Source organism: Mycobacterium sp. UNC410CL29Cvi84 (genome assembly GCF_000686745.1).
GTDB lineage: Bacteria > Actinomycetota > Actinomycetes > Mycobacteriales > Mycobacteriaceae > Mycobacterium > Mycobacterium mucogenicum_B.
The window spans coordinates 479,120-491,541 of record NZ_JMLM01000002.1; the positions used below are offsets into that span (position 1 = coordinate 479,120).

The window sequence follows — 12,422 nt, forward strand, 5'->3', positions numbered from 1 at the left end:
AGGCCCCCTGGATCAGGAGAACGGCGCGCTTGCGTCAGTTCGGCGCCGGACCACGGCGGCCGACGCCGCGACGACGATCCCGACGATCGCGACTGGGATGGCCCAGGTCCGGCGACCGGACAGCGCAGATTCACACAGCGCCACGTAATCGGTATGCGGGACAATCTCATTGAGGATCGGTACGCCCGCGATGCTCGACGCCTCGCCGCGCGGGCTTGGTCGAGATCCTGGAACAGTGCGCTGCCGCAACCGATTTCCTTGCCGTCACTGGACGAGGCAGAAACCGGCACCAAGAGCCCTATCGCGCCGGCCAACAGCAAGATGGCACCCGCGAGCAAAAGCATTCGTCGAACAGACATCGTTGCTCCTAATCTCAGTTGGCTCAAGACTTCTTGGAGGGGATGACGATCACGACGATGAGCGTCAGGATCGAGAAGAACAACCCCAGAATCCCCCAACCGAGGGCGCTGCGGCCCTTCGTGCCGGCGATCACCGCGCAGATGATCGCGGCAATGACGCTGCCGATGGCGACGAAGATTCCCTTGATACCCCGCAGGATGAATCCGGCTGCTTCGGGCTGGCTCTGTACGGCCAATACCAGTTCGTGGACCATCTCGATTCCTCACACTGAGTGACGCGCCGACGGCATCAGCTGATTTCCCCTATTCCCGCTGATCGGTTGTTCCAAACGTCACCATCGGCCTGACGTCCCGCGTTTGGATGTAGCCGGAATAGATACGGGGTCAACAGCGTTGGCCACCCCCGTGCACACATTTTGCGTCGGGAACGCGACCGTCACGCAGCTCACGGAGTTGGATGTCTGGCCAATCGCGCCCCGGCTCTGGTACCCCGCGATCAGCGACGCACAGCTCGATACCGCGCAGCAACTGTTCGCACCGTCGGCCCTCACCGACGACGCCGGCACGATGCTGTTCGCGATCCACAACTACGTCATCGAGATCGACGGCAGCGTGATCGTCATCGACACCTGCTCCGGCAACCACAAGAACCGACCGTACTTCGCGGATCTTCATATGCTCGACACCGACTATCTGAACCGCCTTGCGCGGGCAGGGTTCGAACCGGCCGATGTCGACATCGTCATCAATACCCACCTGCACCTGGACCACTGCGGATGGAACACCCGTCTGATCGACGGCGTATGGGCGCCGACCTTCCCGAATGCCACCTACTGGTTTCACGATGCCGAGCTCGAATACCTTCGAGCACAGTGGAAGTCGGCGCCGGTGGGGCAATGGCGAAGCGACGCGGGCTGGGTCTACCAGGACAGCGTGCTGCCCATACTGGAGAGCGGCGCACACCGCGGCGTCAGCCCGGGTGACGTCATCCATTCGAGCGGGGCCACACAGATCCGCGCGGTCGACGCGGCAGGGCACACGCCCGGACATCTAGCGGTCGAGATCGCCAGTCCCGGAGGCGGTCTACTCATCGTGGGCGACGCACTGCACCACCCCGTGCAGGCGCTGTATCCCGAGCTCGTGTTCTTCGCCGACCACGACCCACAGCAGGCGATCGGCACGCGCCGCGCCATCCTCGAGCGCAGCGCGAACGAAGGGCTGGGCCTGGTTACGGCCCACTTCCCCGCGCACGGCCCCCTGTTTGTCGGCCGGGACGGTGATGGCTTCCGTTGGCAAAACTATGTCGACGCTGTCCAAGTTTGCTGAGACGGACAGACACGGGTGAGTTCGCCGGCCGGCGGACTCACCCGGGGCGTTTGGTTTTGGCGATCTGTAGGACCGCGCGTGCCGCCACGGTATCGCCGGTGCCTCCGGTGACGCGGGCGATGTCGGCAAGCGTGGTGTCGATAGCGGACACGACATCGGCCAGGCCGGCCGGGTGCGCCGTGGTGACGGTCAATTCGACGGTCGCGGTGCCGCGGTCGGCAATCGTCTTGCCCTTGGCGGACTGCACATTCGATTCCTGCGCCAACGCGGCGGCGGCCGCCGTGGCGACGCCATCGAGGTTCACGGTGATGAATCCCGGGTCACTCGTGCCGGGAACGCGCAGGACCTGCGCCTTGCGGACCGGCACATGGGCGATGAGCCAGACCAGCCCCAGTATCACCAGCAGCGCGCCCGCTCCCGCCAGTTCCCACGGCCACCACGTCGAAGAGGTCGCCCGCGCGACCGGCCCCGTACTGATCTGTTCCGGAGCCGCATGCACCACGTGCGTCGGCCACAGTGCCGCCGCGGCACCCAGGGATGCCACGACGATCCCGGCGACCAGTGTCGCCGCGCGATCCACGAGGTCGGTCGGCAGCAGGCTCATGCAGCCCCGCTCGTGCCGATGCGCACGACGATTTTCGGTGTGGGGATGAGAATTTCGGTCGCGCTGCCCACGGCGGCGGCGACCGCACCCTTCGCCGCGGTGTCGGACTCGATGCCGGTGATTCCGACATACATGGTGACCTTGCGGCGAGTGGCCGCGGAGTTCAGCACCTCCACGCCGGGTACACACGACGCCGCGTGGGTTGCCAGCCGGGCCACGTCGCGCGGGCGCATCCACACCGACCCCGCCGCGTCGACGGCGACGACGGTCTTGCGTCGGGGCCGCAGCGCGACGAACACCAGCCAGAGGCCGAGCAGCAGTGCGCCGACACCGGCGGGCACCATCCACCACTGACTCCGCAGGCCGTTGAGTGCTGCGATGGCCGTGCCGATCCACGGCGTCCCGCCGACCCAGCCCAACACGACACCTGCCTCACGCAGGGACACGACGCCGGCGAACATGACGACCAGTGCCAGCGCCACCGCAACATATCGGGCGGTGGCCGCGGCGGCCGGGGACCGGCCGGGTGCGGGAAGTGCGACGTTGTCGGCAGTCATCAACGGGTCCTCTTCGTGTCCTTGGTGACGGTGCTCAGCTGCTCTACGGTGACGTCGACGCGGTCCACCTGCAGTCCGCCCATGCTCGACAAGGTCTGCGCGACATTGCGCTGTACCGCACGCCCGACGTCCACCGCCGGCGCCGGCCACGCCACGGTCACTTTGAGATGGGCCGTGACGCGGTCGCCGGTGACCGTCAGCTGCGCTTGCGGCAGAGACCGGCCCGGGATCTTGGCGCGTCCTTCCGGGAACGGCAGCACGTCGGGAGTGTCGAGTGCGGCGCGGACGGCAAGCCGCTGCGCGACCTTCTCGCGGACGGTCAGGCTGCCGCGGGTGGCCCCGTCGTCCTCGGAGTCAGCCTGCGCCGCAACGTTTTCGACGACCTCTGGCTCAGTCACGGTCGCGCCTCTGCAACAGGGAGGCGAGATCGAGTTCGCCGTCGCGGTGTGCGCCGATCAGATAGCCCGCCACGCCGAGAAGCAACGCGATGAGAAATCCACCGAGCCCGCCGGCGGCCGCAGCGATGCCGAGTAGCAGACCGGCGACCAGACCCAGCGTCGATGAGGTCATGATGTGAACCTTCCGCGTTACGAAGTAGTACTGGCACTTAGGAATTCGTGGCCCGTGGTGAGGCGGCGCGCCCCTCGTCGCGCCGCCGCACCACGGCGGTCTACAGCAACCCCCGACCAGGCGTTGGTGTCACCGGCACGAGATCTTCGATCGTGACGTCGACAGGTAGTTCGATCAACTCGGCGACGGCCCGCTGGATCGCGGTTGCGGTCGGCCGCACCGGCACGCCGAGGACCAGACTGACGTGGACGTCGACCCGGTCGGCCCCAATCCGGACGCCGGATACCCGACGTCCCGGCAGGTAGGTCGCCACCTCGCCGAACATGCCCGCGTGCAAACCGGCCACGCCCGCCACGGCGATCACCGCCGCAGCGATGCGTTCGGCCGGGTCCTCGACAACCGCATCCCCCGTCGGGGCATCACTGGACACGGGCGGGCGCGGCGTCGGCGTCGTCGCCGCTGTCACCGTCCAGGTGCACGTCGTGGACGGTGATGTTGACCTCGGTCACCTCGAGGCCCGTCATGCGTTCGACCGCGGCGATGACGTTGCGGCGGATACCTGCAGCGAGGTCGGCGATCGCCACGCCGTACTCGGCGACGATGTCGATGTCGACCGCCGCCTGCTTCTCGCCGATCTCGACCGATACGCCCTGGCTCTGGTTGACGCTCGCGCCGGGGATCCGTTCGCGGATCGCGCCGACCACCCGCGACGCCCCGCCGCCCAGGTCGTACACGCCGCTGACCTCGCGGGTCGCGATCCCGGCGATCTTGGAGACCACCACGTCCGCAATGGTCGTCTTGCCCTGCGTGCTCACCAACGGTGAACCCTGGTACGGGCTGACTTCTTTGCCGGACGGCTCCGTGTCGGCCTGTGCGCTGGTCATCACCGCTCCCCTTTCGACGTCGTTATTGGGTAGTCGTTACTCAGAACTCGAACCGAACGTCCCATTTGAGTGATTCAGGACACATCGCAAATCTACTCAGCCGAACTTGTCTCACACAGCCCGTTGGGCATTCAATTCTGGTACGAATGCCTATATTTCACGAGCGGTGAAGCGTAGTTGAGAGCGGAGTGTGGTGACAGCGCCAACCGGTGGCGACCTACGCGACGCTGACGACGAGGCCTTGCGCGCCTCGGCGGTGGTCGGCGATCGCGAAGCGTTCGACACCATCGTCAACCGCTACGGACCAGTGCTCTACCGCTACGCGCGGCGAATGCTCGCTTCCGAGGCCGACGTCCCGGATGTCGTGCAGGACACCTTCGTTGCCGCGTGGCAGCAGATCGGCTCGTTCCGCGGAAGCTCGTCACTGCGGACGTGGCTGTTCGCGATCTGCTACCGAAAGATCGCCGACACGCACCGGCTCAAACGTGCACGACCGGTTGAGGATTGGGTACTGGAACCGCTGGCAGGACCCGACACGTCCGCGGACCCTTTCACCGCGGCATCCAATGCCGCCTTCCTGGATGCCCTCGAGCTGGCACTCGGCGAACTGCCGGTCCGCCAGCGTGCGGTCTGGATGATGCGGGAGGTCGAGCAAATGACGTTCCCTGAGATCGGCGAGGTGCTACAGCTCAGTCCCGACGCCGTGCGCGGTCACCACCTGCGGGCTGTGAAGACTTTGCGAGTTCTGTTGAGGAGGTGGCAGTGACTGAGCCTGATCCCTTCCTGCACAGCGCGGCTTCATACCTGAGAACTGTGCCCGAACCCGGCTGGGACGCCATCAGCGACAGAGTGCGCGCGGCGGTGCATGCTGCGCCGCGCGTCGGTTGGCCCGTCCGCGCGTCACGCGATACCGGTGACGGCGTCGTGTACATCACCGATCACGCGCTGCGCAGCCTGCTGGCCCGCGAGTTGCGTCGCAGCTTCGTGTGCCAGCCGACCCGAATCGCCTTCACCCTGGACGGTGCCGTGCTGCGCGCCATCGACATCGACGTCACCGGCAGCTACGGAACCCAACTTCGCGACCTCGGCGACGACATCCGGCGCTTGGTGCTGGACACCATCCGAACGATCCTCGACGACCTCGACCAGGACGGCAGCGGTCCGTCCGGACCTATCGACGTGACCATCACCGACGTCGTCGAGGGTGACCCGCTGGGGTGACCGCGGCGCCGTTCAGGTCAGCCCGCGGCGAGGTCCGTACTGGTGTCGGCGATGCCGGCGCGCTGGGCTTCGCGGTCAGCCATTCCCAACACCCGCCGTAGCCGGCCGGCGGCTGCATGCTTCGTCAACGGAGGCTCAGCGAGGCGACCGAGATCCTCCAACGACAGGTCAGGATGCTGGATTCGCAACCGAGCGATCTCGACGAAATGGTCAGGTGCCTTGTCGCCGAGGATTTCCAGCGCTCGTTGCGCCCGCACGGCCGTCGTCATCGCCGACTGCTGCGCACGGCGCTGGTTGGAGTCCACCAGTGCCGCACCTGCGGTGGCGGTGCCGGTACGGTCGCGGTACGACTGCCAGACGACATGAGTCTGTTGGGCGCCAATGAGATTCAGCAATGCGGAGATGGTGTCCGCGTCGCGCACCGTGACCCGATCAGCGCCCCGCAGCTGTCGTGCCTTCACCTGCACGCCGAGCCGTCGGGCAGCCCCTGTCAGCGCCAGGGCAGCCTCCATCCCCGGGCATTCCACCTCCAGCCCACGGGCGCGGCCGGCCAGCGCCAACGATCCGCGGGCGAGAAAGGCGCCGCGCCACACGGCTTCGGCTTCGGCCCGGCTACCGCCGACGATCTGCGCGGGCATCCCCCGGACCGGCCGTCCCCAGCGGTCGATGAGCCCGGTCCATCGGGCCACGTCTTCCGCCTGGTGGGCGATATGCACCAGGTAGCGACGCCGCGAAGCGACGCTCGGCAGCACGCGTACTTCCGCCGAAGACCCACACAGGTCTTTGAGGTCCCGGCACACGCGGTTGGCAACGGATTCGCGGTCCACGTCAGCGTCGATCACGACGCGCCCGTTGGCCACGCGGAGTCCGCCCGCGAACTGGAGCAGTGCGGTCACCTCGGCTTTGCGCGCACTCGGCAGGTGCACGACGGTGCTGGCCAACTCGTCTTTCACTCTCGGTGTCAACACCGCAAATCCCCCACAACACATTCGTTCCGTATTCGCCACCGCACCGGAAATCACGAAGGTGCCGACGATCCATTCGGTCGCCGGGACACTTCTACGCCGGGCGCACAGGCGACAAGCCGGCGCAGGTAGTTCCGCTGATCAAAGGTCAGTCGCTGCAGGTAGTTTGCCAACGCCGACGCTTCGGTGCCGTCGTCGGGCATGTTCCGGGGGAACACCACCCACACCGAGTCCTCGCCGGTCAGACCGATCTCGGCGAGGAACCCGCCACCGGCGAGCGGTTCCCCCAGCGCGCGCAGGCGCCAGCCTTGCGCCTGGAGTGCATTGGCCCACCAATACGCCACCCGCACGGGACGCGGTGGCTGACAGATCATGCCCGGGATGTGCGCGGAGTTGCGCGCCACCGGGCGCGGCTGGTTCGCCAGCGGTGAACCGCGCAGCAGCGCCAGAACCTCTGCGGTCTCTCCGGTCCATTCTGTGCAGTCGTGCTGTGGGCACCCCTGCTTTCCAACAGAATTCATTCAAGTCTCCATATCGTGCACGGCGTCTCCGTGACGTCGTGAAGCAGCAGGGTGTGCGGCTCATGGCACGGCCCCGGCCAACGCGGTCAATCCCGCGGCGGCACCAGACCAGCAACCACCGAACGTGACACCCTCACAATCGCCACTACGGCGATGTGAGCAGCGCCAAGGTCGACACGACACTCCGCGACACCCGCGGCAGAACACGAAACACTGCATCCCCCTTGAGAAGACCGGCCCCAAGCCCCCCGGCTTTACTGGCACTCAACTGATGTCACGAGAATTCCACGAACCTACCGGCGCGTCAACTCTTCGCAAACATTAGCTGACATTGCATTCACAGAAATGTGAGCTAATGTTCGTGCGACGGGCTCGCGCCCGAACAACGCCCTGTGGCATCTGGCCCAGGAACCGCACCCCCGGGCGGTCAGCATCAGGTCACGCCGGCACCACGACCAGGCCGGCATCAACTGAGTCACCGTAAGTCACTGCACTGCAGCTTGATTCGAGGGGGAACTCGATGGCCAGCAAGAATCGTCGCCAATATTCAGTGGACACAGCAACTTTCGCGGCACGTCTCAATCGATTGTTCGACACCATCTGGGCTCCCGGCCGGGGGCCGTATCGCAACTTCGAGGTCACCGAAGCGCTCGACCGACGCGGGCACCGGCTGTCGGCCCCCTACCTGTCGCAACTGCGCTCGGGTATCCGGAGGTACCCGTCCCCGCGCACCGCGGTGATGTTGGCAGAGTTCTTCGGCGTCGAGGTCGAGTACTTCGACCCCGATACCAGTTATGCGCGTGCGCTCGACGCCGAACTGGACTGGCTCGATGTTGTCCACGACAAGAGTGTCCGCGAACTCACCACGGCACTCCTGACGCTGACGCCCAGCCAGCGTGACGACCTGCTCGAGCAGGCCGGCGCATATCAATTCGACTGTATGGCAACCATTGCCGAGCAGATGGAGGTGCTGCCGCCGACCGTCGTCGTCACGGGGCGACCCAACCGTCGGGCCGCACGGGCCGGGTGTGCTCGGGCTTGATCTCGTCGCCCCCGGGCGATTGATACCGCAATCTCGGCAATGCCGCACCGGTACGCGAGTCGACGTACGCCGTGCGCGGCTCATCGTCGGTGAACGCGTTGTCCGCACCCCATTCCCGCAGCGCGACCATGAGGTGAAAGAGCTTCTCCCCCTTGGGCGTGAGTACATATTCTCGATAGGACGAGCCACCCGCGTCGGGACGCGACTCCATCACCCCGGCTTCGACCAGGTGCTGCAGACGTCCCGACAGGATGTTCTTCGCGACGCCGAGGCTGCGCTGGAACTGCGAGAACCGCGATAACCCTTCGAAGGCATCGCGAAGGATCATCAACGTCCACTTGTCGCCGACGATGTCGACGGTGCGCGATACCGGACAGGTCGATCGAGCCAGTCGACTGCTCATGACACCCCTCAGATTCATGTGGTTGCAATTTGCAACCACATTGCCTATGGTCTGGTTGCAATCTAGTACCACTTTCTCGGATGCTCCAGAGGGACGGCCCATCGAATGTCGTGCACGACCGAAACCGATACCCGGCAGATCCAGACCATCGGCACCGGGATGGCCCTGCTACTGGCCTTCGTCAGTGGCGCCGCGGTGGCCAATGTCTATTACGCTCAACCGCTTCTGGACGACCTCGGCTTGCAGCTGCACATGTCCGCGGCTCAGTTGGGCTGGGTCACAACGGCGACGCAGGGTGGCTACCTGCTCGGGCTGATCCTGGTGGTGCCGCTGGGCGATCGCTTCGACCGGCGCCGCATCATCCTCGTGCAACTCGCGGTGACCGCGCTGGGACTTCTCGGGGCTGCTGTCGCGCCGTCGGCGTGGACGTTCCTCGCGTTCTGCGCTCTCTTCGGCGCGGCCTCGACGGTTGTCCAGGTGATCACCGCGTTCGCCGCGGCGACCAGCCCGCCCGACCGGCGCGGGCGCACCGTCGGCATCGTCACGACGGGTGTGGTACTCGGAATCCTGTTGGCCCGCACCGTTTCCGGAGCCATCGCCGGCTTGTGGGGCTGGCGCGCGGTGTTCGTCGTGGCGGCACTTGTCATGGTGGCGGTCAGCGGTTGGCTGGCCGCGACGCTCCCTCGCGACACCGTTGAGAAAGTCGCAGCGCCCTACCGTCGGGCGATCACCTCCGTCGTCGCCCTCACCCGGAGCGACAGAGCATTTCGGGTGCGAAGTCTCATCGGCGGACTGATGTTCGCCAGCTTCGGCGCCGCATGGGGATCGATGGCACTTCCGCTCGCCGCGCAGCCGTGGCACCTGACCGCGACACAGATCGGACTGTTCGGCATCGTCGGCGCCGCCGGGGCACTCGGTGCATCGGGTGCGGGCCGGTGGGCCGACGCGGGTCACGCCCAGCTCGCCACCGGCGGCATGCTCGTCGTGTTCCTCGCCTCGTGGCTTGCCATCGCCCAGACCCCGAGCTCGCTGCTCCTACTCGGAATCGGTTTGATTGCACTCGATTTCGCGGGCGAGGCACTGCACGTCATCAACCAGCACATCATCGTGGAGTCCGATCCGACAGCGACCACCAGCCTCATCGGCGGCTACATGGTCTATTACTCGATCGGTACGGGTCTCGGCGCCATCGCCGCCACCGTCGCGTACGCACACACCGGATGGAGCGGCACGAGCGTGGTGGGTGCCGTCTTCGCACTGGCCGCCCTTGGCGTGTGGATCGGCGACCGGCTCAGGTGATGGCCAGCGCGCTGCGGCAGCGGTCGAGCAGGCCGGCGAGCTCCTGGATTTTCGGGTTCGCAAGCGCGACCCGGATGGCGTTGGGTGCGGTACCTCCTCCGATCGCGAACGCGTCGCCGGTCGAGACGAGGATGCCGGTCTGAGCCAGGCGGTGTGCGGCCTGATCGCTGCGGATCTCCGCGGGCAGCTGAAGCCAGCCCGAGTACGACGCCGGATGAGCCTGATAGTCGAAGCCTTCGAAGGCGCGTCGCGCGATGGCCTGCCGTTCCCGCGCGTCTTCACGCCGGGCCTTCTCGAGCCGCGACACGGTACCGTCGCGAATCCAGCGGGTGACGAGAGCCGTTGCGAGAGAACTGGTTCCCCAGCTCGTGGCTCGCAGCGCCCGGACCAGCCGGCTGCGGTCCGCGGCCGGTGCCACCAGATACCCGGCGCGCAGGCCCGTAGCGAGATTCTTCGAGAAGCTCCCCACGTAGAAGGTCCGCTCCGGCGCCAGCGTCTGGATGGGTGCGGGCGCGGCAGGCGCCAGGAACGCATAGGTGGCATCCTCGATGATGGCGAAGTCGTACCGGCGGGCCAATGCGGCGATGTGTTGTCGCGCAGCCGAATCCAGGACGAATCCGAGTGGGTTGTGCACGGTCGGCAACACGTACAGAACGGCGATCTTGCGCCGCCGAGCGAGCCGGTCGAGCGACTCGAGGTCCGTGCCGTCCGGCCCGCACCGCACTGCCGCCAGATCCAGACGGCGGCTGTCGGCGAGCAGCTTGAGCCCCGGGTAGGTGACCGCATCGGCGGCCAGCGTCGAACCCGGGTCTGCCACCGCGGTGACGACGACGTCGAGTGCGTGTTGCGCACCGGCGGTCAAGAGCACATTGCCCGGCGGGACATCGAGTCCGCGATCGAGCAGATGGGTGGCCACGGCGGCAGCATCGACAGTACGGCCACCCGGCGGCTGCTGGAGCAGCAGCGCCCCCAGGTCACCTTCGGCCGCCAGGTCGCGGAGCGCATGACGGAGCTGCTCCGACTGCTCGGTCGCGAGAGGCTGGTTGAAGGACAGGTCTGCGACGCGCGCGCCGGCCGGCAACCGCAGCGGCTCCAGGCCCGCGAAGCCACTGAGATCCCTTACGTACGTACCTCTTCCGGGCTCCCCCACCACAAGGCCCGCCGCCGTGAGTTCGCGGTACACCTTGGTGGCGGTGGGCAGCGCGATCCCGCGCTCCAGTGCCAACTCACGATGGGTCGGCAGTCGCGTTCCCGCCGGCAGGTCACGGGCACGGATGGCGGCAGCGATCTCATCGGCGACGATCTTGTAGCGCTCCGTCCGCACCGCGGTCCCTATCCCTATGACAATCCGTTGATTGCATCAGTTTAAGGATCGTAGGTTCGGGTGTCAGCCACTCCCGGCTGCCACCCCGAGGAGAAACCGATGCCCGATACCGAAGCCGACCAGCTGCCCGTGCTGGAGTTCCTGCAGCGGCGCCTGGCGGGCACCTCACAGCCGGACGACCGTACTCATATGAGATATCCAACGGCGATCTCACAGCTGCTCGACTTCGAGATCACCGAAATCGGTTCCGGCACTGCGTCTGTGACCGTCAAGGTCGACGCGGACCGGCACGGCAATCAACAGGGGACGGTGCACGGTGGGTTCCTCGTCGAGCTCGCCGACGCGGCGATCGGGACGGCGCACTCCACGCTCATGCGACCGGCTGAGTCGTTCACGAGCATCGACCTACGCGCGGTGTTTTTGCGTCCGGTGTGGAGTGACACGCTGACCGCCCGCGCCGTCCCAACGCACTCGGGCAAGACGATCACGCACTACCACTGCGATATCGTGCGCCAGAGTGACGGCAAGACCGTCGCCACCGCCACGAGCACCGTCATGACGCTGGTCGGCGACCGGGCGTCCGGACGCTGACCACGACGGCCTGCCGGCCTACTTCGGCCGGTGGCGGGTGAGGCTGGGCAGCAGCACGTCGTCGACCATGATGCGCACCGTCTCTTCGGTGGGTGGCCGATCGGAGACGAGCGCCCGGAACACCAGGTATCCGGGCAACACGTCGAAGATCTCCTCGTCGATGGCTGCGGCGTCGATCTCGCCGCGTTCGACGGCGTCGGCCAGGACACCGTCGATCACCAACTTGCGCTGTAGGACAAACTTCTCCTGCATGACCGACTGGAGGCCGGGGCTGTGTGACATCTCGTTGAGCACAGCCCGCATGGTCCGGGTATGTACCTGAGCCTGCTCGCAGACGGACCGGCCGATCTCGAGGAGATCTCCACGGAGCGAGCCGGTGTGGGGCGGCACCGCCGAGTTCCGGGTGCCTTCGATGAAGGCGGCCAACACCAGGTCGGCCTTCGACGGCCAGCGTCGGTACATCGTCGCCTTGCTGGCCTTGGCCCTGGTCGCCACCGCTTCGACGCTCAGCCGGTCATACCCGTGCTCCTGCAACAACTCCAGCGTGATCGCCAGCAGTTCGGCTTCGCGCTCACTCCACGGGCAGCTCGAGGCATCGCACATGTCGCCCGACATCGCCACACCTCTTCCAGATCGCACACAGATGGAATACCAGAGTTACACCACGGTGTTGCACCTCGTTAAGGCATTGAGCGCAGGGTTTTGCTCATATGTCAACCCGGTTGCGATCGCGCGTACGGTACCGTACCGTTCTCC

At 66.4% G+C, this 12,422-nt stretch carries 18 protein-coding genes and 1 pseudogene; 6 read left to right on the forward strand and 13 right to left on the reverse strand.

Annotation, left to right across the window (positions count from 1 at the left end; translation table 11 throughout):
* Nucleotides 1–12 precede the first annotated feature (12 nt).
* Nucleotides 13–359, reverse strand: a pseudogene (locus BR47_RS33685) (aminopeptidase).
* Nucleotides 360–382: 23 nt separating this feature from the next.
* Entirely contained in the window at nt 383–613 is a 231-nt protein-coding gene (locus BR47_RS0105955; RefSeq protein WP_020100418.1) for a hypothetical protein, read from the reverse strand.
* Between the two features lie 151 nt (nt 614–764).
* Here BR47_RS0105955 and BR47_RS0105960 point away from each other — a divergent pair, with 151 nt between their 5' ends.
* Complete coding sequence (locus BR47_RS0105960) at nt 765–1,685, forward strand: MBL fold metallo-hydrolase (RefSeq protein ID WP_029118901.1); 921 nt, start codon at nt 765–767, stop codon at nt 1,683–1,685.
* Nucleotides 1,686–1,722: 37 nt separating this feature from the next.
* On the opposite strand, the gene BR47_RS0105965 is transcribed toward BR47_RS0105960, so the two are convergent.
* The 6 genes from BR47_RS0105965 to BR47_RS0105990 form a co-directional block, all read right to left on the reverse strand.
* On the reverse strand, nt 1,723–2,289 hold the full coding sequence (locus BR47_RS0105965) for a hypothetical protein (RefSeq protein WP_020100420.1): 567 nt from the start codon (nt 2,287–2,289) through the stop codon (nt 1,723–1,725).
* Entirely contained in the window at nt 2,286–2,846 is a 561-nt protein-coding gene (locus tag BR47_RS29860; RefSeq protein WP_020100421.1) for a DUF6286 domain-containing protein, read from the reverse strand. Before BR47_RS29860 ends, BR47_RS0105965 begins: the two co-directional genes overlap by 4 nt.
* A complete protein-coding gene (locus BR47_RS0105975) occupies nt 2,846–3,244 on the reverse strand; it encodes an Asp23/Gls24 family envelope stress response protein (protein WP_020100422.1) in 399 nt (132 codons plus the stop codon). The genes BR47_RS29860 and BR47_RS0105975 overlap by 1 nt, the downstream gene beginning before the upstream one ends.
* Nucleotides 3,237–3,416 carry a hypothetical protein gene (locus BR47_RS0105980; protein WP_020100423.1) on the reverse strand — a complete coding sequence of 60 codons (180 nt, stop codon included), beginning with the start codon at nt 3,414–3,416 and terminating at the stop codon, nt 3,237–3,239. The genes BR47_RS0105975 and BR47_RS0105980 overlap by 8 nt, the downstream gene beginning before the upstream one ends.
* 100 nt (nt 3,417–3,516) lie before the next feature.
* A complete protein-coding gene (locus tag BR47_RS0105985; RefSeq protein WP_020100424.1) occupies nt 3,517–3,846 on the reverse strand; it encodes a hypothetical protein in 330 nt (109 codons plus the stop codon).
* Nucleotides 3,836–4,300 (reverse strand): Asp23/Gls24 family envelope stress response protein, encoded by a 465-nt coding sequence (locus tag BR47_RS0105990; protein WP_020100425.1) that lies wholly within the window; start codon nt 4,298–4,300, stop codon nt 3,836–3,838. The genes BR47_RS0105985 and BR47_RS0105990 overlap by 11 nt, the downstream gene beginning before the upstream one ends.
* A gap of 193 nt (nt 4,301–4,493) precedes the next feature.
* On the opposite strand from BR47_RS0105990, the gene BR47_RS0105995 reads away from it, so the two are divergent.
* Both BR47_RS0105995 and BR47_RS0106000 read left to right on the forward strand, forming a co-directional pair.
* A complete protein-coding gene (locus BR47_RS0105995; protein ID WP_020100426.1) occupies nt 4,494–5,066 on the forward strand; it encodes an RNA polymerase sigma factor in 573 nt (190 codons plus the stop codon).
* Nucleotides 5,063–5,521: a hypothetical protein gene (locus BR47_RS0106000; protein WP_138158398.1), complete on the forward strand. Its 459-nt coding sequence runs from the start codon at nt 5,063–5,065 to the stop codon at nt 5,519–5,521. Before BR47_RS0105995 ends, BR47_RS0106000 begins: the two co-directional genes overlap by 4 nt.
* Before the next feature lie 17 nt (nt 5,522–5,538).
* Here BR47_RS0106000 and whiA read toward each other — a convergent pair whose 3' ends face one another.
* Both whiA and BR47_RS31935 read right to left on the reverse strand, forming a co-directional pair.
* Nucleotides 5,539–6,486 carry a DNA-binding protein WhiA gene (gene whiA / locus BR47_RS0106005; protein ID WP_029104986.1) on the reverse strand — a complete coding sequence of 316 codons (948 nt, stop codon included), beginning with the start codon at nt 6,484–6,486 and terminating at the stop codon, nt 5,539–5,541.
* A 53-nt stretch (nt 6,487–6,539) separates the two neighbouring features.
* The gene (locus BR47_RS31935; RefSeq protein WP_020100429.1) at nt 6,540–7,007 is read right to left on the reverse strand and encodes a hypothetical protein; all 468 of its coding nucleotides are present in this window, start codon (nt 7,005–7,007) and stop codon (nt 6,540–6,542) included.
* Nucleotides 7,008–7,557: 550 nt separating this feature from the next.
* On the opposite strand from BR47_RS31935, the gene BR47_RS29870 reads away from it, so the two are divergent.
* A complete protein-coding gene (locus BR47_RS29870; protein ID WP_020100430.1) occupies nt 7,558–8,049 on the forward strand; it encodes a helix-turn-helix domain-containing protein in 492 nt (163 codons plus the stop codon).
* On the opposite strand, the gene BR47_RS0106020 is transcribed toward BR47_RS29870, so the two are convergent.
* On the reverse strand, nt 7,997–8,452 hold the full coding sequence (locus BR47_RS0106020) for a winged helix-turn-helix transcriptional regulator (protein ID WP_029118902.1): 456 nt from the start codon (nt 8,450–8,452) through the stop codon (nt 7,997–7,999). The genes BR47_RS29870 and BR47_RS0106020 overlap by 53 nt on opposite strands.
* A 105-nt stretch (nt 8,453–8,557) precedes the next feature.
* Between BR47_RS0106020 and BR47_RS0106025 the strand changes: the two genes are divergently transcribed.
* Nucleotides 8,558–9,751, forward strand: coding sequence for an MFS transporter (locus tag BR47_RS0106025; RefSeq protein WP_029118903.1), 1,194 nt, complete (start codon nt 8,558–8,560; stop codon nt 9,749–9,751).
* Here the strand turns inward: BR47_RS0106025 and BR47_RS0106030 are convergent.
* Nucleotides 9,744–11,075, reverse strand: a complete 1,332-nt coding sequence (locus tag BR47_RS0106030) for an aminotransferase-like domain-containing protein (RefSeq protein ID WP_029118904.1) — start codon at nt 11,073–11,075, stop codon at nt 9,744–9,746. The two genes, BR47_RS0106025 and BR47_RS0106030, sit on opposite strands and share 8 nt — an antisense overlap.
* A 189-nt stretch (nt 11,076–11,264) precedes the next feature.
* On the opposite strand from BR47_RS0106030, the gene BR47_RS0106035 reads away from it, so the two are divergent.
* Nucleotides 11,265–11,666 (forward strand): PaaI family thioesterase, encoded by a 402-nt coding sequence (locus tag BR47_RS0106035; protein WP_029104988.1) that lies wholly within the window; start codon nt 11,265–11,267, stop codon nt 11,664–11,666.
* Nucleotides 11,667–11,684: 18 nt separating this feature from the next.
* On the opposite strand, the gene BR47_RS0106040 is transcribed toward BR47_RS0106035, so the two are convergent.
* Entirely contained in the window at nt 11,685–12,281 is a 597-nt protein-coding gene (locus BR47_RS0106040) for a TetR/AcrR family transcriptional regulator (RefSeq protein WP_029104989.1), read from the reverse strand.
* Nucleotides 12,282–12,422 lie beyond the last annotated feature (141 nt).